The sequence below is a fragment of the Sinorhizobium terangae genome, from assembly GCF_029714365.1.
Taxonomy (GTDB): Bacteria; Pseudomonadota; Alphaproteobacteria; order Rhizobiales; family Rhizobiaceae; genus Sinorhizobium; species Sinorhizobium terangae.
In genome coordinates this window covers 432,456-454,480 of sequence record NZ_CP121660.1, presented here as the reverse complement: position 1 = coordinate 454,480, position 22,025 = coordinate 432,456, and the positions used below count along the sequence as shown (strand labels likewise).

Here is a 22,025-nt window from a genome sequence, read left to right as displayed (position 1 = left end):
TCGGGCCAGCTATCGCGCCGGCCGGCTCCCACAAAGCTCAAATCACATGCCTAACCAGGACGAACGCTTCGGCCGCCTGGCGCATCACGGTCGCACCGCGCAGTGTGGCGAGCGCGCGCAGTGTCGCTATGGAACGCTCGTGCGGGGCTTCGCGCAGCTGCGATGCGAACATCTGCATTGCCTTCACCTTCACGTCGAGGTGCTCGGTAATGTCGACAAAAACATTTGGAAGAAATCCTGGTGATAGATACGGAGCATTCCAGTTCGTTTCCGAGAGCGTTTCGTAGGCGAGGATCAGCTTCGGATACTCTGTCTGGTGTGGTCGGCAAGCAACCAGCGCTGAAGTGAAGGTCAGCTGATGATCCATGTGCATGTCGCCCACGAACGGCACGAGCACGGTTCGGGGCGACAGGCGGCGAACGACGTCGAGCAGCGTGCTGTTGACGGTCGCGTGCGCCGTCTCCGCAAGCTGGGCGGCAGGCAAACGCAGCCACAGGGTTTCTCGCACGCCCAAAGCCCGGTGCGCCTCCCTCGCCTCGGCCTGCGTCCTGGCGATGGTCGCCGGGTCGAAAGCCGGCGGCTTTCCCTCGGTTACAACCGCTACGAAGACCTCCTCGCCCTGCGAGGCTAGCTTCGCGATCGTCCCGCCGGCGCCGAGAACCTCGTCATCGGGATGTGGAGCGACGACCAAAGTGCGCCCAAAAGAAATATGCGAAACATCCATGGGACCCCCAAAAGACCTTGCCGCCACGTATGCGCTCCCGCCTGGCGAAGAAAACATATGCCCTGGCTTTGTTAGCGGCCCGTTGTGTCCGGGGTGCCTCTGACCCCTCCGGCACCTCACCAGCTGCCGACACGCGCACTATCGCATCATCATTCGCGGCTGCTGCCCGCGAGAATGATACAAAAGGAATTCCTTAGCAACTTTTAGATGTAAATAGTTAATCCGTTCTCCGAAAACGAGTGTCTTTAGTGTCAACAAAAAAATTCGAGCATCGAGCCAAACGCCAGCGTGTCCAACATACCAAAGATCGAGCGCGATCTTCTCCTCATCCGTAAGCAGCGTATTGCCATTCACCTGAGCCCATCCCGTCATGCCGGGAGCAACCTTCGAGCGTACGCGGCCAAGCTCACCAAAGCCTGCAATAGTCGCCAAAGGAAGCGGGCGCGGCCCCACCATCGACATGTCGCCTGCGAGCACGGCAAGCAGTTGCGGCAACTCATCAAAGCGAAGTCTGCGCAACATCGCGGTCGCAGCGGTCTGTCGCATTTGGTCCGGCAACAGTGCGCCGTCCGGTCCGCGCGCGTCCGTCATCGTGCGAAATTTGGCGACGGTGATGACACGCATGCCCGCGCCGACGCGTGCCTGGGTGAAGAACAACGGCGAACCAAGGTTCGCCCAAACGACGACCGCCGTTACCGCCATCAGCGGCAGGCAGAGGACGAAAAGCATTCCGCCAAGTGCGCAATCAAGCACGCGCTTGAGATAGTATGATCCCGAGGAGGTAGGCAAACTAAAAGCGAAGAAGGCGTGCTCTCGATTTGGCTTCAAGTCAATGTCCCTTTGGCGCACGGAGCGGACTTTTCAGTATAACTTGCCGACAATCCTACATGCCCGCGATAGCCACGACGACCACGTCGCCCGGCAGCAATTCTGTCACGAGGGACGCCTGTAAACTGGTCGGTTTGCCGCCAACGGGGCTTCGACGGATCTCATAGGTATATGAGACCTGATTTTTTTTCGTTTCATCTTCGGCCACGGCGGCCATAAGCAGCATTTGCTCTTCAGCGGAGTGTTGGCTCGAAATCAGCTTCTTGATGGCAATTTCACGCTGTTGGAGCTGGGTCAAAATCTCCTTCTTCCTGTCGGCTGCGAGTTTTGCAAGTTGAAGCTTCAACTCGCTCAACTCCTGACGTGTCCGCGCAAGGGTGGCGAAGGTTTGCAGGAGCTGGGCCTTCTCGGCCGACGCGTTGTTCTCCGCGCGAGAGAGCTCGCTTTCAGTGTTCAGCCCGCGTTTTCGAAGCGCACCAACGCGCGCCACATCTTCCACGCTGTTTGCAACCACATCCCGTTGCTGCTGCACAAGCTCGTTCAGGATCTCTATTCCACCCTCGGCTTGCGCAATCCCTTCGGTGAGAATTTGCGTCTGCGATTTGTTGGCGGCGAGATCCTCTTTCAAGATTTTCGTCTCAAGCTCAATGACGCCATCAAGCGGCACGCCTTCGACATATGTGCGGGCGAACTCCGGAACGTCGCTCAGTTCGATCTTCTCGCTGGATTTCAACTGCGCCGCGAGTCTTGCCGTATAGACGGCTTCATGAACGATTTCGGCTTTTGCGGCGTCTATTTCCGAGCGGAGGCGGGCACGCGCGATAAGCCGGTCGGACGCGTTTACCGCGACGACCTGCATGCCACCTGCCAGGCCGATAGCTTGCTCGACCGTCACGCCATTATAAAAGGGAAACGAACCGGGATTCCTGACCTCGCCTAGTACGAGTATAGGCCGGAAGGTCGAAATATTGAGGGACAGCTTTGGATCGACGAGGATCTCGTGGCTCCGGTATTCCTGGCGCAGCTTATCCAAAGTCTCCGTTATCGTCAGACCCACCACCTTAACCCCGCCAATGAGGGGGAACTGTGCTTCGCCGTTGCCGGAAACAGCCACGGTTACGGGCAATTCGGCATCGTCGAGGAAGTCAAACGTCAGTACATCGCCCGTATTGAGCCGGTAGTCATCTGCATTCGCATGCGACACCAGCCCTATTGATAGTCCGACTGCCAACAGCACGACCGCAAAAACATATGCCCCCCAGGCCCGCAGAGGCAAGCTCATGGCCGCTAGCGCAGGTAATATCCCCATCGCAACCGCACCCCAAAAAGCATTAAAGAAAAGGCTGTCAAAATATATTGCGCGACTATATTCTCCCTCGCACTGTCACGTCAAAGGATTTTAGCTATTTTTTTGCGCCGGGGCTGTGATCGATAAGGCGACACTCCTCGAGGCTCATACACCAGATTGTGCGTACGGTCGCGGCAGGTGTTCTTGCCCGATGAAACCACCCCGGCAGACCAAAGATTTAACAAGGGCATCAACCACGTGTGCCACGGCCGTAGGGCGGCGTCTCTTTTCTCAGCTGGCCTCGTTGGGGGGCAGGAGGTATCGTTTGGCGATCGGGAAAAAACTGGCTAAAAATTTTAACGGTCTCAACAAGATATTCGCTGGGGAAAAAAGCCTGAGAGGCCGCCTGGGAAATATCGGGCATCTACTCACTGGGAATGCGCTCACTTCGCTATTAGGCCTCGTCGGTTTCGCCTTGACGGCGAGGGCGCTCGGTCCGTCCGATTATGGCGTCCTGGCGCTCTGCTTCACCTATACGAATGCGGTGGAACGTCTCGTAAACTTCCAGTCCTGGCAGCCGCTGATCAAATTCGGTGCGCAATCCGAGAGCACGGAAACGCTCAAATCGTTGCTCAAGTTCGGCCTCCTGCTTGACGTTTCCGCCGCAGCGACCGGATGCGCGATTGCCGTGGCGCTGGTGTGGGTCTTCGGTCCATGGTTCGGGATTTCGCCCGAGATGTCGGGGCTCGTCACCCTCTATTGCGCCATTTTGCCGTTTCAGATCTCCGGCATGCCGATGGCCGTGCTGCGCCTTTCCGGCAAGTTTCGGTCCATCGCCTATGGCCAAGTCGGTTCGAGCATTTTCCGCATAATATTGTGCGCGATTGGCTTTGCCTTCGGCGGCACTTTGCGTGATTTCGTGCTGATATGGATGGCAGCCCAGATCGTCGGCTCGCTGACCCTCGTCGGCCTTGCGCTTGCAGAGCTGCGAAAGCAGGGAATGTTGGGGGGCATGCTTACTGCGTCCGTTCGCGGTATTACCTCCCACTTTCCAGGTCTCTGGAAATTCGCAATTTCGACGAACCTGTCGCTGACGCTACGTTCGAGTGCCAACCAGCTTGACACCCTTCTCGTCGGCTACCTGGCTGACCCGACCGCCGCGGGTCTCTATCACATCGCCAAACGCATCGGCCGCATGGCACTGCAGATCGGTGACCATGTCCAGGCCGTGCTCTACCCGGATTTGGCTCGGGCCTGGGCCTCGAACGCGTTCAAGGAGTTTCATCGGGCCGTCGTACAAATGCGGACGCTCCTTCTCGGCTTCGGATTATTGCTGATTGGCGGGGTGTATTTGACGATCGATCCGGTGCTGAGACTGGCTGTCGGTTCGGAATTCGAGGCGGCGGCCCCGTTGGTCGTCGTTCAATCCATTGCCGTGAGCATGACGTTGTACGGGACAGTTACCCGCTCGGCACTCCTGGCCATGGGGCGGGAAGACCGTGTCTTGAAGGGCGTGTTCGTCGCAACGATTGCGTTTCATGCCACGGCGCTGATGCTGATCCCGCGGGTCGGCCCGATGGGCGCCAATATCGCTCATATCGTCATGGCCTTCATCTGGCTCTCGATGATGGCGGTCGCTTATCGCCAGACCTCGGCGATACGGTAGAGCTCTATGATGCGTTGCCGCGCAATTCCTGAGCACTCGCGGTCACGGCTTGCTCAACTTGCACACGTTTATTATCATGAGCTCACATTCTCTGTAATCCTTGATGCACTTTGTCCATTTCGATCGTGAGAGTTTTTTCCGCACCGCTTTTGAGTAGAAGGACGTACTTAAGTGGCTTACATCATTGATGCTGAGGAAGAAGGTCTTCTTCCTGGTCCCGGAAAAAGTGTCATAACCTTTCCCTTTGCGTGCGATCAACTGCGCGACAGCCGTTTGTTTGCGGCCGGCGTGATGCTCGCCTCTGCTCACGGGCCCACCCGAGCGCGTCGCCAGCTGCGCGCAAGAGAATTGCGAATTTCGAGCCGATCCAAATGAAGAGCGTTCGCGGCGCGTGATCTGTCGCGCTCGGCTGTGGACGCGTATCTTCAGCCCTGCGCGGGCGCTGTGAGGGGGACAACATGAAGTTGCAGGACATCGATTTCCTGATCATTGGCGCGACCAAGAGCGCCACGACATGGCTCCAGCAATCACTGCAGCAGGACCCGAACATATACATGCCGGCTCCGGAATTGCATTATTTCAGTCGTTACTATGATCGTGGAGACGAGTGGTACCTATCAAACTTCGAAGGATCGAAGGATCAACGTCTCGTCGGCGAAAAGTCCAACTCCTATTTGGACACCGAGGGCGCGGCTGAACGGATAAAACAAAAACTTCCGAAGGCGCTGCTGATCGCGCAACTACGCAACCCCATCGAGCGCGCCTACTCTGACTACTGCATGCTGTACCGCAGGGGCGAGGTCGACCGCGACATTGCGAGATATCTTGACCCGCGCAGCGGTGCCGGCGGACGCTTCCTCAACGGCGGGCTGTATTTTCAGCAATTGCAGGCCTATCTCGATCGGTTCCCGGCCGAGCAGATTCTCGTCGTTCTTTACGAGGACATGAAGATTGACGCGAGTGCACAGCTCGATCGCGTCCGAAAATTCATGAAGATAGCCAATGACCTGCCGCTTCGGCCCCTGGACAAGAAGGTCAAGGACAAGGCCGAGCCGGTGATCAACCCGACGTTGCGCCGTCTGCTGCGCCCGTTCAAGCCGATGGTGGCCCCTTTCAGGAAAAGCGCGGGCTTCAAAAAGCTGCGGTCGATCGCCGCCGCCGAAGTGCAGTACGCACCGTTGAGCGGCGAGTTGCGCGCGCGCATGAGCGATTTCTACGCCACGGAGATAGAGAAACTCGGCACGATCGTCGGCAGGGATCTGAATGGATGGCTAAGAAATGGAAGCGTTCAGCAATGACGGATGGCCAATTTTGCTGGGCGTGCATGCGGCCCATCTCTTTCGCGTGACGACTACTGCCGGCGCCTCGTAAAGTTGACGCATCGGAACTATCTGTTATGCTCAAACGTAAAGCACAATGCATGACTTTCATTTATTGTTTTCCCGGTCGCCAGCACCGATGACTGTTAATCAGCGGATTGCTTGGCGGCAAACCTTTGGTTGAACTTATTTTTTATGTCTTGGCGGAGTAACTTTTGTCATGACGAACTCACAAGGCAATTTCCCCTTGGTAAAACATCCGCTGGTGACCGTACGATTGCAGCAAATGCAACGTTGTCTCGTCGCTTTCGCCGACGTGCAAGGATCATGGGTGCAATGGGGAGGCACCCTGATGGTCGACGCTCGAGTCCGGCGACGCACCCAGCCTACGGTGCCCGTGCAATTCTCCCCGCCTGCGCAGCAGGAAGGAGCGCCAGCATGAAGCCGCCCATCCGCACAGTTATTGTCGATGATCACCCGCTGGTGATTGCGGGTGCGCGAGCCCTGATCGAGACATCCGGGGACATTCTCTGCGTCGGCGAAGCCAGGACCGGCGCCGAAGCCATGATTCAGATCAGTCAGGCCAAGCCGGATGTCGCGGTACTCGACGTGTCACTGCCGGACATCAGCGGTCTCGAACTGGCCGCAAAGGTCATAGCTAACGGTCACGCCGCTCACGTGGTGATAATGACCCCCTACCATGACCGCTCCTATGTTCAGCAAGCGCTGCAGGTTGGCGCCAAGGGATTTGTCCAGAAATGTTCGGCGGCGGAGAATCTGTTGCTGGCGATACGTTCGGTGATGCTCGGCGGACTCTTCTTCGACTCCCTGACTGCGCGCGAGGTGGCGAATTCACCCGCCGAGCGGAGCCCCGCAGCGATGGGTGCGCTGGGACTGACCGCCCGCGAACAGGCGGTCCTTCGACTGGTCGCGCTCGGATATTCGAACAAGGAGATCGGCGCCCACGCGAATATCAGCGTCAAGTCGATCGAGACCTACAAGGCGCGCGCCACCGAAAAGCTCAACTTGCGTTCGCGGGCGCAAATCGTGCACTTCGCCTTGACCCACGGCTGGATGAGCGTCAATTGATGCCAGCAAATTCACCGACCGGCAGGATCAAGGGTGTGCCAGAGGTAAACCGGAATTGGCCGCAATGCGGTTGGCCACTACTCTACAGTAAGTCCACATTGCTCACTCGGCCAAGCGATCCGACCTGAACTGTCCCCGGCAAAGTCCTTTGCGGGAGGGCCGTAGCGCAAAGCATTGGAGGTTGTCGTGCGCATAGCATTCGTCCTCTCGGGGCTCGGCGCGGGCGGCGCGGAGAAAATCGTCAATCTCCTTGCGCACCATCGCCATGCACAAGGCGATACCGTACACGTTCTCGCAGTCAACGCTGATGGCCCGAAATCCTATTTTCCCTACCACAGTGCCGTAAAGATCGAAGCGCTCGGAGTTTCGGCTCGCGCCATCCCACGCATTGCACAGGCAGCACTACGGCTGTCGAGGCTTCGACGTCGGCTGGCGGCGCTCAAGCCGGATCTTGTCATATCCTTCCTGACAAAGGTCAATGTCATGGTCGGCCTGGCTACCCGCGGGCTCAATACGCGGATCATCATGTCGGAGCGCAACAACTTCACGTCTCAGGAGACGCATTTCCTGTGGCGGCTCGCTCAGCCGGTTGCTGTCAAAAGCGCAGCGCGCTTGGTTATGCAAACTCAGGATGCCTTTCAATCGCTGCCGCCGAGCTTGCGCGGGAAAGCGGAGATTATACCCAACCCGGTCACGCTGCCGCCCGATGTTGCACGCGTTCCGAGCCAAGGCACCCGCGTCGTAGCCGTCGGTCGCCTGGAAAGGCAGAAAGGCTTCGATTTGCTGCTCGAAGCGTTCAGCCACGTGGCACGATCCGTTCCGACGGCCCAGTTGACCATATTTGGCGACGGGTCTCAGCGCGGCGCTCTCGAGCACCTCGCCCGAGAACTCGGCATTGGCGACAATGTCAAGATGCCAGGTATTACCAAGTTTCCACTCGAATGGGTTGGAGCGGGCGACATCTTCGTGCTGAGCTCGCGCTTCGAGGGCTTCCCGAACGTGCTTCTGGAGGCGATGACTGCGGGGCTACCGTCAATCGCATTCGATTGTTCGTGGGGACCGTCGGAAATTCTCAGCAGTCCGGATGCCGGTTTGCTTGTCCCCCCGGGCGATGTCGGGCAACTGAGTGAAGCCATTCTCTCTCTCATGGCCGACCCGACCCTCAGAAATAAGCTTTCCACCTACGGGTCGGCAGCCGCCTCGGCGCGGTATGCGACCTCATCTATCCTGCAGCAATGGGATAATGTGATCGCCAGATCCGTTAAACCGCCGTCGCTCAAATCGACCTATGGCGAAAGCGCTGCTCCCCCTCGTGCGGAACGCCATGCCTAGCGCATCGGCCCGAAAGTCGGATCCGATTTTCAGAAAGCACGATGCGTAGACTCAAAGAGTTAGAGCGTCCTTTGTGCGTCCTAGAGTCGGTCAGCGTTAAGCTGAATCGAAACAGGATTCCCTTTTTGTTGGGATTGTGATTCAAGATCATTGCTGGTGAGGAGGCCAGCAATGATGGCGCGACCTCTTTCTTTTGATTTACGCCAGCGCGTCGCCGCCGCTTTGGCCGGAGGCATGACCGTGCGGGCGGCCGCCTTGCGCTTTGGGATATCGGCGGCGACGGCGGTGCGGATCGGCCAGCTCGACCGGTCCGGCCGCGGTTTGGCGCCGGCCAAGATGGGGGGCCATGTCAAACCCATGCTGCGGGGCGCGGCGGCCGATGAGGTTCACCGCCGACTGGCGGCCAAAACCGATTGGACGGTGCGGGCGCTTGCCGCCGATCTGAAGGCGGCCGGGATCGATGTCTCGCATGACACCGTTTGGCGGTTCCTGCGCCGCGAAGGCAAGACATTTAAAAAAAACGCTGATCGCCAGCGAGCAGGACAGGCCGAAGGTGGCGCGCTTCCGAAGCCGCTGGAAGACCCATCAACATCGACTTGATCCGCGCCGCCTGGTGTTCGTTGACGAAACCTGGGTCAAAACCAACATGACGCGCAGCCGCGGCTGGTGTCAGCGCGGCCAGCCGCTGATCGCCAGAATACCGCATGGCCATTGGAAGACGCTGACCTTCCTCGCCGGGCTGCGTCACGACCGCATCGTCGCACCCTTCGTGCTCGACGGCCCGATCAACGGCATTGCCTTCACCGCCTGGGTCGAGCAATGCCTGGCGCCAACCCTCAACCCCGGGGATATCGTCATCCTCGACAATCTCGGCAGCCACAAGGGCAAGCCGGCGCGCAGCGCCATCCGCGACGCCGGCGCCCATCTGTTCTTCCTGCCGCCCTACAGCCCCGACCTCAATCCGATCGAGATGATGTTCGCCAAACTCAAGACCCTGCTGCGCAAGGCCGACGAGCGTAGCGTCGAGGCGACATGGCGGCGCGTCGGCGAAGTTCTCAAGGCGTTCAGCCCGCACGAATGCGCCGCCTATTTCAGGCATGCAGGATACGTTTCAACGTAGGTCTGACAGACTCTAAAGGATGCACGGCGCTGTAAGCGCGTTGCGTTCAATCGCACTCATGCGACGCCCTTTAAGTCATTGCTCTTATGCATGTCGTTGTCCCAAAACGCTGCACACTTTTGGGCGACATCCATTACAGCGCCGCGCGTCCAATCGGACGCGCGGCGCTGTAGGTCATTGCGGCGACGGCTTCAGATAAAGAACCGGGCTGCCATATCGATCCTTGAAGCCAAGGTCGGTTGAAGGCAGATAGCCATTTCGCCGCGCATAATCGAGCATCGGCCGCTCAAGCACCTCGTCGAACCCCAGCAGCAGCGCGGCCGGCGGGTCAGCCTCGAATATGGCCGTGATGCGGCCCGGCGACGTCATCCTGTACCAGGCTGCAAGCGCCGGTTCGGTGAAATCTGCGGTCCGATAGGCGAAAGGCCCTGTCGCCAGTTCCGGATAGACCTCCAGATGACCCTCAAGCGGATAGATCGGCGACAGCGTGGCCACCTTTCCTTGCGCGCGCGCCACCGCTATCCGCTGCGACATGGCGACACCAACCTCGTGAACCCGCGTCACCGTCCACCGGTCCGCCCGGAAAGCTGTTCCGACATACTGGGCAAGACGCGGCGCCTCTATCGCCAGAACCACCATCGTCGCGGCAACAAACACTGGCTGGAAGCGTGTGCGCGTCTCGGGCTCAAGGCTTCCGAAAAGCAGAGCGAGCCCCAAGGGGAGACAGATCAGCGGCGGCGCGAAATATTGGGGGAAGCTCGGCGTGGGCAAGAGGCTCATGGCGGCGCTGCAAAGGAACGCGCCGGCGACAACGAGAAGCGGCCCGTTTACGATGCGGGAAAGCCGCGCTCGCCCACCGCTATCCGGTGCCTGGAGCGCCGTCAGAAAAAGTGCGACGAGAACGGAAATCACCACGGCGCAGGTCGCGGAGAACCATATGCCCTGCGCGAGCAACAGCTTCGCCACCAGCGATAAAGCCTGCTCTTCCCCAGGTGTATTTGCTGTTCGCCAATACTGCAGATGCGGACCTGTGTGATATTGCACAACATGGGCAAGGAACCTCTGCGGCGCCAGGAGCAAGGGTATGAGAATCGGTATGCCCCCCACCAGCCCTCCTGCAGCAAGCGGCGCAACGACGCGCAGAAGGCGATCCTTGAAGCGGTAAGCGCGCGGCAGCAGGAAAGCTGCGATTGCCACCGGCGGGATAAAGGCCACGGCACTGATCTTGAAGGCAGCGGCAAGTGACAGGCAGAGGCCCGCAATCGCAAACAGGAAAGGCTTGGGATGGCTCTCTCTGACGGCGAGCACGAACAGCCCGAGCCCGATGAACGCGAAAGGCAGCGGTAGAAAATTATTCGTCGCCGCCATGCCTGTCTGCGTCAGGAAGAGATCGTTCGCAACGGTGAGGACGACAACGCACCAGCTGACCAGTCCGGATCGCGTCAGCGCGTAGGTGATGGCTCCGATCGCCGCCAGCAACAACATCCATGCAAGAAACACGGAGAGCCGGCCACTGAACAGCAGATGATCCGAGCCGACGATCGCACCGACCCAATGGAAGAACCACGCCGAGCCCGGCGGATGATTGTAGAAGAAGTCCTCATAGAGGCGATGGTGATCGAGCAGCGCGATTGGCGGCACGTACAGCTGCTCGTCCTTGCGCATTTCGTAGTTCATCACGCGCAGCAGCAGGGCGAAAAGAAGCAGCGCCGAAAGAATGAAGATTGCCGCCCGATAGAGCAGTGCCCTCAGATCTGCCGAGGGGATTGCGACCTGTGATGGAGTGACCTCTTTAACATCCGTCATTCAGATTTCCCCCGACCGCAAAGACAGTCCAGTACTTGGGACATCGATCACATTTGCCGCCGGCCGCCCGCAGCCACCGCTCGCCTTAAGGAAGCACGGTCAAAGGTCTCGAGGCCCCATGGCATCCTTTTCTGTATCGAAAGCGATTCCTCGGCACCATCCCGGGTTATTCCCTACAAGGCCCTAGGGATTATCCTGACACCGCGCAGCTTGCGGATTTACGGAAGGATGGATAGCATGACCTTAAATAATGTATATTTCGAATAATCTTGGACAAGTGTAGCTTAATTACAGTCGTTTTAGTACTGAAATCTTCGTGCCCGATCGGCTTGTTCGCTTTTTTCATTCACGCCCGGGCGGATGCTTTCACAGGTTCGCTATGCGCACCCGTTTACTTCTATGATTCCTGAGGCTGGCCTTGGTTTAAGGCGAAGCGACGCAGCAAACATAACCTTGCGACCTTGCGCGTCCAAAAGGATGCAAAGGGCGCCGCCGTAGACGCGTGCACGAGACCGATTGGATGATCCGATCGGATATCCGTCGCTAAAATTGTTGGAGGCCGTCATGAAGGTCGTGCTTTTCGCAGGAGGTCTCGGATCCCGCCTCGCCGAGGAGACCGTACGCATTCCGAAGCCCATGGTGGAGGTCGGCGGCAAGCCCATCATTCTTCACGTGATGGACATATACAGCCATTGGGGCTTCAACGACTTCGTCGTCGCCGGCGGCTACAAATGCATGTTCATCAAGAACTTCTTCCACAATTTCCACTTGTCGACTGCGGATTTCACGGTCGCGCTTGGAAACGGCTCCATGGTGCTGCGCCCGGTCCATCCCCTCGACTGGAACGTGTCGGTGGTCGACACCGGCCTTTCGACGATGACTGGTGGCCGATTGCTTCGGCTGCGTGACTGGCTCGACGGCGAGACCTTCATGGCCACCTATTCGGATGGGGTCGGCAACATCGATATCCAGGCGCTGCTCGAGTTCCACCGCTCGCACGGTCGCCTGGCCACTGTCACCGCCGTGCAGCCGCCGGCGCGCTTCGGCAACCTGGAGATCGAGGGCGACAAGGTCGTCGAGTTCACGGAAAAGGTGCGCAAGCACGAGACCTGGATCAATGGTGGCTTCTTCGTCTTTGAACCAGGCGTACTGGATTACATCTCTGGGCCGTCGGATCCGTTGGAGATGGCGCCGCTGACGAATCTCGCTCGGGACGGTGAACTCTTTGCCTACAAGCACAAGGGCTTCTGGCATCCGATGGATACGGTGCGGGACCGTGATTATCTCAACGGCCTTGCGGAAACCGACGATCCGCCGTGGATGCAGTTTGACCCAAGGCCAACATCTCAGTCTGCCGCGGCTGAGTTACCGCTGGCACGATTCTAGGCGGAGCGAGAAACGTGAACGAGACGGATCTCTCGCAGATTCTACGCGGCCGCCGCGTTCTGGTCACCGGCCACACCGGTTTCAAGGGCGGATGGCTTTCGCTTTGGCTTCGCCGTCTTGGCGCGCATGTGGTTGGTATTGCCCTGCCGGCGGTCGCCCCCTCGTTCTGCTCCGCCGTTGACCTTGAGGGCCTCGTCGACGGGCGCGTCGGCGACATTCGCAGCGAGGCAGGCTTCGGGGAGAGCATTGGCGGGCAGGACTTTGACCTCGTCATTCACATGGCAGCGCAGGCCGTGGTGCGGACCTCATACGAGATGCCGGTCGACACCTATATGACCAACGTCATCGGAACGGCCGTGGTGCTCGAGGCGGCGCGCCGCATGCCGTCGTTGCGTGGCATCGTCGTTGTCACGAGCGACAAATGTTACGAAAACCGGGAATGGGTGTGGGGATACCGAGAGAGCGACCCCATGGGTGGTCGCGACCCGTACAGTTCGTCGAAAGGATGCGCGGAACTGGTTGCCGCGGCCTATCGCTCCTCTTTCTTCAGCGATCCAGGGGGTCCGCAACTTGCCACGGTGCGGGCTGGCAACGTGATCGGAGGCGGCGACTGGGGCGCCGACCGGTTGATTCCGGACCTGGTGCGTGCTGCCGAAACCGGAATACCGGCGCGCCTCAGGAACCCGAAAAACGTAAGACCATGGCAGCATGTTCTTGAGCCGCTTCGCGGCTACCTGATGTTGGCGGCCGGCCTCGTCGATGCCGGCGCGCGCTTCGCGGGGGGCTGGAATTTCGGCCCCGAAAAGGACGCAACGGTGAATGTCGGTGAGCTCGCGGAACTGGTCGTCTCTCAATGGGGCGGCCGACCGCCCGAATATATCGCCGAACGCCGGGTCGACGAACCGGCCGAGTCGGTCGTTCTGCGCCTCGACAGTACGAAGTCGCATGTCGAGCTCGGCTGGAAGCCCTTGCTCCGGCTGGACGAGGCCGTCGCAATGACCGTCGCCTGGCACCGCAGATACATGGAAGATCCGACAGACATGCGCCGGTTCTCACAACAGCAACTTGACGGATACGCAGCAGACTGGGGCCGAGCGGCCTGAACCGCAGATGGGGAGCATCACATGCGTGTCAATTATGGGCAGGCCGTTTACGGAGAAAAGGAAATAGCAGCCGTTGTCGATGCCATGCGGACGTCGACCCAGATGGGCCGCGCGGTGAGAGGAATGGAGGAGCGTGTTGCGGCGCTCTTCGCCAAGCGGCACGGCATCATGGTCAATTCCGGATCTTCGGCCAATTACCTGGCCGTGGAGATGCTGCAGTTGCCGCAAGGCGCGGAAGTCATCACCCCCGCCCTGACCTTCGCAACAACCGTCGCACCTATCGTCAGGGCGGGTCTCGTACCGGCATTCGTCGATGCGGCGGAGGCGACCTACAACATCGATGTCGACGCGATCGAACGGATGATCTCGCCCAAAACCCGGGCTGTGATGATCCCGTCACTGATCGGCAATCTTCCGGATTGGGATCGCATTCGTGCGATTGCCGATGCGCATGGGCTATTCGTCGTCGAAGACAGTTGCGATACGCTCGGCGCCACCATCAAAGGCGCCAGCACCGGCAAGCGCTCCGATATCAGCACGACCAGCTTCTACGGCTCGCATGTGATTACGGCGGCCGGAAACGGCGGCATGCTCTGCGTCAATGACGATGAGCTGGCGCGCCGCGCCAGATTGATGCGGTCCTGGGGCCGCACCTCGTCACTGTTCGTCGATTCCGAGTCGGTCGAAAATCGTTTCAACGTCGACATCGACGGCTTCTCCTATGACGCGAAATTCGTGTTCGAGGCGCTCGGCTTCAATTTGGAGCCCTCCGAGATGGGTGCCGCCTTCGGGCTTGTCCAGCTTGATAGGCTCGAAGAGAACATTGCCGCCCGGGAGCGCAACTTTGCCGCCCAGTTGGCCTTCTTCAAACAATACGAGGACTGGTTCATCCTGCCGCGGCAATTGCCCGAATCCCGTACCGGCTGGCTTGCCTTCCCGCTTACGGTGCGGCCGGACGCGCCGTTTACCAGGCGCGATATGCAGATCTTCCTCGAACGCAGGGATATTCAGACTCGCCCCGTGTTCACCGGCAACATCCTGCGCCAACCGGCAATGCAAGGCGTCAACCGCCGGGTCTCGCAGGAAGGCTACCCTGTCGCGGACGCGGTGATGCGCGGCGGGATACTGCTCGCCTGTCATCACGGTCTCACGTCAGAGCAACTCGACCATATCCATTCGTCGTTCTGCGAGTTCGCCGACAGTTTCTCGGCGAAGCCGAAGGTGCGAATACCGCTGCAGGCGGGTGCTACTGGAATCTAATGGAGCGAGGTGAGCAAGGAATATGCACAGGATTCCGCCCGCCTCTCAACTATCGGAGACAACCCCGTTCATTAGCTCGGGGCGACTCCGCGATGGCGATCCCGGCGGCACCGGAACATGGGTGAGGCGCTCAAGGAGGGCGGTAATGCTTCGCAGTTCCTGAGCGGCACGCAGGTTTCGCTCTCATGATCAAGGCGCAACAAAGCAGGCTGGTCCAAGTCGATGGCGCGTATTCTCATAACCGGTGGCGCAGGCTTCGTCGGCTCGCATCTTGCGAGGGCTTGCCTTGAGGCCGGCCACCAGGTTCACCTCATCGTCCGACCCGGCTCCGACGACAGCCGGATCCAGGACCTGCGTGTCGGTGTCATCCGACACAATTTTGACCTGCAATCAGAGACAGCGCTCAAACATTGTCTTTCTGACGCAGAGCCCGAGTGCATCTTTCACCTCGCGGCCCGTCCGCGTCGGCCGGAAGCTCCCGACTTCTCCGACGCCAGGGATGCGATGCGAGAGCAGGTGCAAGTGCTGGTCGGCTTGCTGAGCGCAGCCGCAGCCGCGCCCCGTCCTCCAAGAGCGATGATCCGGACCGGCTCGCTCGCCGAATATGGCTCCGCACAGGCGCCCTTTCAGGAGGAGACACGCGAAATGCCGGTCAACGCCTACGGCGCCGAACTCGTGGCTGCCACACACTTGGTCGGCGCTCTTCAGCGTCGCCTTCCGTTCCCGGTCATCACCGCCCGCCTCGCCCTGGTCTACGGCTCCTGGCAGTCGACCGCCTATCTCCTGCCATGGCTCGTTACCCGATGCCTGGCCGGAGAGACCTCGATGGTCCGACATCCGGAGGATCGGCGTGATCTGATCTATATCGACGACGCTGTGGGCGGGCTCCTCCGCGTGGCAGCGGCGCAGCTGCCTGGCGGCACGGTCATCAATATCGGCACCGGTTTTGCTCCGACGATGCGCGACGTCGCCCGGCTGATCATTGCCGAAACGGGCGCCGATCCGACACGCGTTGAATACGGTCCGGCGGACGGTTCGTCCGGCATTCCGGATTTCCGCGCCGTCACCGCCTTGGCCCGAAACCTGCTCGGGTGGAGCGCATCCACTCCGCTGGCGGAGGGGCTCGTGCGGACCGTCGCCTGGTATCGCGAGCACCTGCGCTTGCAGGAGCCGCAGAATCAATTGGCGGGCACATCACGCCGGGAACGAACGGGAGCTCCATAGTGGCCGACAAGAAGCCGTTGATTTCTGTCCTTGTACCAGCGTTCAACGAGGAGGCGAACGTCCGGCGAGCCTATGCCGCCATCGTGGATGCGTTCGGCGAAATGCCCGGCTACGGCTATGAGATTATCTTCACTGACAATCATTCATCGGACCGTACCTTCCAGATCCTCCAGGAGATTGCGCGCGAGGATCGCCGTGTCCGCGTCATCCGTTTCAGCCGCAATGTCGGATATCAGCGCTCGCTCCTCGTTGCGTACAAGGCGGCGACTGGCGATTGCGCCGTTCAGATCGATTGCGATCTCCAGGATCCGCCGAACCGCATACCTCAGATGGCGGCGCTATGGCGGCAGGGACATCAGGTCGTCTACGGAATTCGCCGCTCGCTCACGGATGACTGGTTCACCGCCTTCCTGAGGCGTGCTTTCTACCGATGCATCAACGCCTTGAGCGAAGACGACCTCCCCCTGAACGTCGGTGAATTCCGCCTGGTCGACAGGCGCATCCTGGATGAGTTGCGCCGGGTCGACGACACGTCGCCCTATTTGCGCGGGCTGATCAGCGCAATGGGCTTCTCCCAAATCGGTTTCGAATATGACCGCGAGGCGCGGGTGGCGGGTGAAAGCAAGTTTCCGTTCAGGGCCATGTTCTCGCTGGCCGTCGACGGCATTCTCAACCATTCGCTGACGCCGCTGCGGATTGCCTCGATGACCAGCCTGATCATGGGAACAGCAACCTTCCTGCTGCTCATCGGCTACGTCATCGGCAAACTGGTTTTCGGCCAGGAATGGCCTGCAGGTTTTGCGACGACAACGATCCTGATCCTGCTCTCCATCACGCTGAACGCGATCTTCCTTGGGATTATTGGCGAATATATCGGACGGATATTCATGCAATCCAAGCGACGTCCGACACCGATAATCGAGGCGAGCTTGAACGACGAATTCCACAGCCAGCCAGAGCATGCGCCGTCGAGAGTGGGGTCAGCCTGATGCGCAATCTTCTCGTCCGCTACACCTTCGGCCGGCAAGAAAGCATCGACAGGTTGCTGCGCTTTGCCACTGTTGGTGCGGTCACTACGACGATCGATTTCGGTCTCTTCACGGGTCTATTTGCCGCCGGCGCCGCACCAGGCCACGCTAACATCCTATCCTATTCCTGCGGCATTCTCGTAAGTTATGTTCTCAACCGGTCGTGGACTTTCCGCGCACGGCACAGTCAGATTCAGGCGTTGAAGTTCGTCCTCGGCACGCTTACCGGCCTCGTGATCTCGACCTTTTTGGTCGCGCTGCTGGCGACGTTCATCCCACCGCCTCTTGCTAAAATTCTGAGCGTTCCTGTGGTCTTCGCCTGGAACTATCTCGTCGCACTCCTGTGGGTCTTTCGGGCCTGATGGACACGCCGAAACGCGCGATGGTTTTGCGTCAATGACATGCGCGGCAAGAAAATGAACGGTGCACGAGCGCATCGCACTGAAGCATTGAGGCATTAGAGAATTAGAGCAATAGAGCGAACCCCTGCCCCCGCCCATTGCGGCTTTCAAGGGATTCCGAACGGGAGGATTTTCCATGGCAACGATCACCGGCACATCCGGAAACAACACCCTGATCGGCACGGATCAAGACGACACGATTATCGGCGCGGGCGGTGACGATCTCATTCAGGGACTGGAAGGGGCGGACGTCATCGACGGCGGCGCGGGCATCGACACGGCCGACTATCGGGAGAAGACGGCAGGGATCACCGTCACGCTCAACGGGATCAATGATGCGGTAGTGACGGTCGGCGGTGTTGCCGAGGACATTCTACGCAAGATAGAAAACATCTATGGCGGCTCGGGTGACGACACCATCACCGGCGACGCGCAAAACAACCTTTTTAGAGGCGGGGGCGGTAGCGACGTGCTTGACGGCGGCGCCGGCAACGACACGGTCGACTATACCGACAAGACGACGTCGGTCGTGGTCACCTTGGGGGGCGCGACACCTACCACGGTGTTCGTCAACGGTCTCGCCGAGGACACCATCAGCAACTTCGAGAACGCTTATGGCGGCTCGGGCGATGACATCCTGACCGGCAATGGTCAGGCCAACACCTTACGCGGCGAGGCCGGAAACGACACCCTTGACGGCGGCGGTGGCGACGATTCCCTCTTCGGCGGCGCCGGCAACGACACGGTCGACGGCGGCGCCGGGGTCGACACTTTTGATCTCCGGGAGAAGACGGATGCGATCGTCCTGACGCTCGACGGCGCCAATGACTCCACTGTCTTTGTTGGCGGTGTTGCGGAGGATACGATCCGCAACATCGAGAACATCGTCGGCGGATCGGCGGGCGACACGCTCACGGGCGATGCCGGCGCCAACAAGCTTTCGGGCGCGCGCGGCAATGATTGGCTGCGGGGCGGCGACGGGGCCGATATCCTGGACGGCGGCGAGGACATCGACACCGCCGATTACAGCGACAAGACAGCCGCCATCGCCGTGACGTTGAACGGCAGCGGTCTGGCCACTGTAACCGTAGGCGGAGTCGCCGAGGACACGATTGCGAAAATCGAAAGCATCGTCGGCGGATCGGCGGGCGACACGCTCACGGGCGATACTGCCGCCAACACGTTCCGCGGGGGTCTCGGTGCCGACGTGTTGGATGGCGGTGACGGCAGCGACACCGCCGATTTCAGCGACAAGACTCAATCCGTTGTCATCTCACTCAACGGTGCTACCAACGCCGTCGCGACTATTGGCGGAACGGCAGAGGACACGGTCCGCAACATCGAGAACATCATCAGCGGATCGGGCAACGATCAACTCACCGGCGATGCGGCCGCGAACACCTTCCGCGGCGGCCTCGGTGCAGACGTATTGGATGGTGGTGCCGGCGTCGATACGGCCGATTATAGCGACAAAACGGCGTCCGTGGTCGTCAGTTTGGCCGGCGCGAACGCCGTCACGGTGTCCGTCGGCGGCGTTGCGGAGGATACGCTTCGCAACATTGAGAACATCATCGGCGGCTCGGGTAACGACGTCCTCGCAGGCGACGGTTCTGCGAACGTACTCGATGGGGCGGGCGGCAGCGACACCGTGGATTATTCCGCGTCGACCAAGCAGATCGCGGTCACGCTCAACGGCTCCAACAACTCAACAGTCCTCGTCGGCGGTATCGCAGAGGACACCATCCGCAACATCGAGAATGTAACAGGTGGCGCCGTCTCAGACGTCATCACCGGCGACGCGCAAGCGAACGTCATCAATGGCGGCGCGGGCGGCGACCTTCTCAAGGGTGCAGGTGGCCTCGACGTCATCGACGGAGGTATTGGTTCCGATACGATCGATTTCAGTGACAAGACCGCCGCGGTGGTCCTGGCGCTGGCGGGGACGGCCAACGCCATCGCAACAGTCGGCGGCGTTGCCGAGGACACGGTGCGCAACATCGAGAACGTATTCGGGGGTGCCGGCGCAGACGTCCTGACGGGCGACGCCGGCAGCAATACGCTGCGCGGTGGCGGGGGCACCGATAGTCTCGACGGCGGAGCGGGTATCGACACAGCCGACTATAGGGACAAGACGAAGTCCATAGCTGTTACGCTCGACGGCGCCAACGCCGTGACCGTCAAGGTCAACGGCGTGATCGAAGACACGATCCAGAACTTCGAGAATATCTCCGGTGGCTCCGCCGGTGATACACTCACCGGTGACAGCCAGGCCAATGCACTGCTCGGCAATGATGGCGGCGACACCCTGAAGGGCGGCCTGGGCAAGGACGTGCTGGACGGCGGCGACGGCGCGGATACGGCCGACTACCTGGAGAAGACCGATGCAATCAACGTCAGTCTCAACGGCACGGCCAATGCGAGCGTCTTCGTCGGCGGCATAGCCGAGGACACCGTCAGAGGCATCGAGAATATTTTATCGGGATCCGGCAACGACACGCTCGTCGGCGATGCCGCAAACAATCTGTTCCGGGGCGCGCTTGGATCTGATTTCATCGACGGTGGCGCGGGCGCCGACACCGCAGACTATCGCGAGAAGAGCGCCGCAGTCCGGGTGACCCTCAACGGATCGAGCGACAGTTTTGTTTTCGTTGGGAACACCGCTGAAGACACCATCCGCAACATCGAGAACGTGTTTGGTGGTAAGGGCAATGACACGCTGACTGGTGACGATCTCGCTAACCGGCTCGACGGCAATGACAACAAGGACCTGCTCACAGGTGGCGGCGGAGTGGACACGCTCGATGGCGGCGCGGGCGTCGACACGGCAAGCTATCGCGACAAGAGCGCGTCGGTCTCCGTCACCCTCAATGGCGCCACGACTGCGACCGTCACGGTTGGAGGCGTGGCCGAGGATACGGTCCGCAACATCGAGAATGTCTGGGGCGGGACCGGCAACGACACTCTCAATGGCGACGGGACCGCCAATCTCCTTTCGGGCGGCGGCGGAAGCGATGCCCTGTTCGGGGGCTCGGGGGCCGACACCTTCCAGTTCGATTTCGCCCTGGGAGCGACGAATGTGGACACGATCTCGGATTTTGCCCCGGAGGATACGCTCGCCCTGTCCGCAAGCGTCTTCACGGCGCTGAACCCCGGCTTTCTCGCCAGCGCGCAATTCTACGCCGCGGCCGGGGCAACCACGGCGCAGGATACGAACACCAGGATCATCTATGATACGGTCACCGGCTCGCTCTATTACGATGCCGACGGCAGTCTTTCCGGTGCCACAGCCGTGAAGTTCGCCGCACTGTCGACGCATCCGGGCCTGACATCAGGAGATATACTCGTCGTGTAACGAGCGCTGCTGGACCCATGCGTCAGAGGCGGAGTTTATTTTTCGATCCGTGCTGGCGCGGCAAAACGGGGCGGAGCAAACAGCCATTGCTGCAGACGTGCCTAAGTTCAGGAGGCGCGGAAATCCAGCACGAGCTTTTCGATCTCTGATCCCCCGCCCACGCGCTCCAGTACGGCGAACGAGCCGTCCTCCTTGAGTTCAAACAGCGTGCCGGCATTCTCCTGCGCGCGGTTCGTGCGCGCAATCATGACCAAGGCACCCGGACCGCGGAGATAGGAATGGATATTCCCAATTGCGGTCCGGATCTGATCCGGGGAAAAATAGTTTGTATTCAGAATGTTGGCGGCACGCACCAGATCAAACCGCCGGACAAAGTGCTGTGACCGACGCATGATATCATTTTCTTCGAATTCTATTTCCCCATTCGATGGCAATGATCGGGTAATCATTTTCACTGGCCTGCTCATCCCGGCCCTTATGCGCGAACGCAGGCGCGGGCGAAGCAGCTTGCGGCCAAGGACAAGTGGAATGAAAGCCAGCGTCACGTAGTCCAGCCTTCGGACCCATGGACGAATTATGATGCCCGAGACGTCATATTGCAGCGGCCACCCCTCCGGATCGCACAGAATTTTAAGGCCCGGCCCCAGTTCAACGATGTGCGCCTCGATGAAGAGATCCGTTGCCGTGATGCGGGCAGCAGCGCCACACCCCTTCAAGAAGCTGGCGAGTTCCACAGTCGTCAACCCCGTGGAAACCCCCACATCCAGCACTTCGTGAAGCGAGCGCGTGCGCTGCTCGATAAGCGGCCGAAACGCGACTTCCAGCTCACGAAAGCGCGAAGGCCGCGTCAGCTTAAAGGTGCCGTTTCGCATCTTCAGCTTGGCGAAGAAGGCAGATTCCGACGCCGAATCGATCGTATCGGCGCTTGATGAATAGAACTTGCTGGCACTCACGGTCATGGCTTGCTAATCCGTCTTCAGGACAAAATCATGCAGCAATTCAAAGTACTACAGCGGCCTTTGCGCGTCCGATTGGACGCGCGGTTCTGTAGATATCATCACCTGTACTCATAAGCGTCTCCGCGCGCCCTCAACGCGCC

18 protein-coding genes are annotated in these 22,025 nt (G+C 59.9%); 13 read left to right on the top strand and 5 right to left on the bottom strand.

The features are described from left to right. Positions 1-37: 37 nt before the first annotated feature. The 3 genes from QA637_RS20830 to QA637_RS20820 all read right to left on the bottom strand — a co-directional run bounded on the left by QA637_RS20830 (position 38) and on the right by QA637_RS20820 (position 2,861). Positions 38-724 carry a PIG-L deacetylase family protein gene (locus QA637_RS20830; RefSeq protein WP_283066636.1) on the bottom strand — a complete coding sequence of 229 codons (687 nt, stop codon included), beginning with the start codon at positions 722-724 and terminating at the stop codon, positions 38-40. A 138-nt stretch (positions 725-862) separates the two neighbouring features. After that, complete coding sequence (locus QA637_RS20825; protein WP_283066634.1) at positions 863-1,552, bottom strand: sugar transferase; 690 nt, start codon at positions 1,550-1,552, stop codon at positions 863-865. A gap of 55 nt (positions 1,553-1,607) precedes the next feature. Then, positions 1,608-2,861, bottom strand: a complete 1,254-nt coding sequence (locus tag QA637_RS20820) for a polysaccharide biosynthesis/export family protein (RefSeq protein ID WP_346283778.1) — start codon at positions 2,859-2,861, stop codon at positions 1,608-1,610. Between the two features lie 304 nt (positions 2,862-3,165). Between QA637_RS20820 and QA637_RS20815 the strand changes: the two genes are divergently transcribed. The 6 genes from QA637_RS20815 (at position 3,166) to QA637_RS20790 (ending at position 9,366) form a co-directional block, all read left to right on the top strand. Then, the gene (locus tag QA637_RS20815) at positions 3,166-4,506 is read left to right on the top strand and encodes a lipopolysaccharide biosynthesis protein (RefSeq protein WP_283067290.1); all 1,341 of its coding nucleotides are present in this window, start codon (positions 3,166-3,168) and stop codon (positions 4,504-4,506) included. A 171-nt stretch (positions 4,507-4,677) separates the two neighbouring features. Further along, positions 4,678-4,881, top strand: a complete 204-nt coding sequence (locus QA637_RS20810; RefSeq protein WP_283066632.1) for a hypothetical protein — start codon at positions 4,678-4,680, stop codon at positions 4,879-4,881. An 83-nt stretch (positions 4,882-4,964) separates the two neighbouring features. Beyond that, on the top strand, positions 4,965-5,804 hold the full coding sequence (locus tag QA637_RS20805; protein WP_153439856.1) for a sulfotransferase family protein: 840 nt from the start codon (positions 4,965-4,967) through the stop codon (positions 5,802-5,804). A gap of 459 nt (positions 5,805-6,263) precedes the next feature. Continuing rightward, positions 6,264-6,914, top strand: coding sequence for a response regulator transcription factor (locus tag QA637_RS20800; RefSeq protein ID WP_283066630.1), 651 nt, complete (start codon positions 6,264-6,266; stop codon positions 6,912-6,914). Between the two features lie 186 nt (positions 6,915-7,100). Beyond that, positions 7,101-8,246 carry a glycosyltransferase family 4 protein gene (locus tag QA637_RS20795; protein ID WP_283066628.1) on the top strand — a complete coding sequence of 382 codons (1,146 nt, stop codon included), beginning with the start codon at positions 7,101-7,103 and terminating at the stop codon, positions 8,244-8,246. 174 nt (positions 8,247-8,420) lie between these two features. Then, positions 8,421-9,366, top strand: a protein-coding gene (locus QA637_RS20790) for an IS630 family transposase (protein ID WP_283064986.1) whose coding sequence is annotated in 2 segments (ribosomal slippage) — positions 8,421-8,759 and positions 8,761-9,366 — 945 coding nt in all. Because the reading frame shifts where the segments join, the coding sequence is not laid out codon by codon here. A gap of 174 nt (positions 9,367-9,540) precedes the next feature. Here QA637_RS20790 and QA637_RS20785 read toward each other — a convergent pair. Next, complete coding sequence (locus QA637_RS20785; protein ID WP_283066626.1) at positions 9,541-11,172, bottom strand: hypothetical protein; 1,632 nt, start codon at positions 11,170-11,172, stop codon at positions 9,541-9,543. 564 nt (positions 11,173-11,736) lie between these two features. On the opposite strand from QA637_RS20785, the gene rfbF reads away from it, so the two are divergent. The 7 genes from rfbF (at position 11,737) to QA637_RS20750 (ending at position 20,926) form a co-directional block, all read left to right on the top strand. After that, on the top strand, positions 11,737-12,558 hold the full coding sequence (gene rfbF / locus QA637_RS20780) for a glucose-1-phosphate cytidylyltransferase (protein WP_153439860.1): 822 nt from the start codon (positions 11,737-11,739) through the stop codon (positions 12,556-12,558). Between the two features lie 14 nt (positions 12,559-12,572). Continuing rightward, positions 12,573-13,661 carry a CDP-glucose 4,6-dehydratase gene (gene rfbG, locus QA637_RS20775; RefSeq protein WP_283066625.1) on the top strand — a complete coding sequence of 363 codons (1,089 nt, stop codon included), beginning with the start codon at positions 12,573-12,575 and terminating at the stop codon, positions 13,659-13,661. A 21-nt stretch (positions 13,662-13,682) separates the two neighbouring features. Then, positions 13,683-14,921 carry an aminotransferase class I/II-fold pyridoxal phosphate-dependent enzyme gene (locus tag QA637_RS20770; protein WP_153439861.1) on the top strand — a complete coding sequence of 413 codons (1,239 nt, stop codon included), beginning with the start codon at positions 13,683-13,685 and terminating at the stop codon, positions 14,919-14,921. Between the two features lie 222 nt (positions 14,922-15,143). Continuing rightward, positions 15,144-16,145, top strand: coding sequence for an NAD-dependent epimerase/dehydratase family protein (locus tag QA637_RS20765; RefSeq protein WP_153439862.1), 1,002 nt, complete (start codon positions 15,144-15,146; stop codon positions 16,143-16,145). After that, positions 16,145-17,134: a glycosyltransferase family 2 protein gene (locus QA637_RS20760; protein ID WP_184108601.1), complete on the top strand. Its 990-nt coding sequence runs from the start codon at positions 16,145-16,147 to the stop codon at positions 17,132-17,134. Before QA637_RS20765 ends, QA637_RS20760 begins: the two co-directional genes overlap by 1 nt. Continuing rightward, complete coding sequence (locus tag QA637_RS20755; RefSeq protein WP_153439863.1) at positions 17,134-17,535, top strand: GtrA family protein; 402 nt, start codon at positions 17,134-17,136, stop codon at positions 17,533-17,535. Before QA637_RS20760 ends, QA637_RS20755 begins: the two co-directional genes overlap by 1 nt. Positions 17,536-17,710: 175 nt before the next feature. Continuing rightward, positions 17,711-20,926, top strand: a complete 3,216-nt coding sequence (locus QA637_RS20750) for a beta strand repeat-containing protein (protein WP_283066605.1) — start codon at positions 17,711-17,713, stop codon at positions 20,924-20,926. Between the two features lie 107 nt (positions 20,927-21,033). Here the strand turns inward: QA637_RS20750 and QA637_RS20745 are convergent, their stop codons facing one another. Next, on the bottom strand, positions 21,034-21,885 hold the full coding sequence (locus QA637_RS20745; RefSeq protein ID WP_283066603.1) for a class I SAM-dependent methyltransferase: 852 nt from the start codon (positions 21,883-21,885) through the stop codon (positions 21,034-21,036). Positions 21,886-22,025 lie beyond the last annotated feature (140 nt).

Coding starts and splice junctions, on each gene's coding strand:
- QA637_RS20830 (WP_283066636.1), bottom strand. CDS start 724: ATGGATGTTTCGCATATTTCTTTTGGGCGCACTTTGGTCGTCGCTCCA.
- QA637_RS20745 (WP_283066603.1), bottom strand. CDS start 21,885: ATGACCGTGAGTGCCAGCAAGTTCTATTCATCAAGCGCCGATACGATC.
- QA637_RS20750 (WP_283066605.1), top strand. CDS start 17,711: ATGGCAACGATCACCGGCACATCCGGAAACAACACCCTGATCGGCACG.
- QA637_RS20755 (WP_153439863.1), top strand. CDS start 17,134: ATGCGCAATCTTCTCGTCCGCTACACCTTCGGCCGGCAAGAAAGCATC.
- QA637_RS20805 (WP_153439856.1), top strand. CDS start 4,965: ATGAAGTTGCAGGACATCGATTTCCTGATCATTGGCGCGACCAAGAGC.
- QA637_RS20770 (WP_153439861.1), top strand. CDS start 13,683: ATGCGTGTCAATTATGGGCAGGCCGTTTACGGAGAAAAGGAAATAGCA.
- QA637_RS20820 (WP_346283778.1), bottom strand. CDS start 2,861: ATGGGGATATTACCTGCGCTAGCGGCCATGAGCTTGCCTCTGCGGGCC.
- QA637_RS20765 (WP_153439862.1), top strand. CDS start 15,144: ATGGCGCGTATTCTCATAACCGGTGGCGCAGGCTTCGTCGGCTCGCAT.
- rfbF (WP_153439860.1), top strand. CDS start 11,737: ATGAAGGTCGTGCTTTTCGCAGGAGGTCTCGGATCCCGCCTCGCCGAG.
- QA637_RS20800 (WP_283066630.1), top strand. CDS start 6,264: ATGAAGCCGCCCATCCGCACAGTTATTGTCGATGATCACCCGCTGGTG.
- QA637_RS20785 (WP_283066626.1), bottom strand. CDS start 11,172: ATGACGGATGTTAAAGAGGTCACTCCATCACAGGTCGCAATCCCCTCG.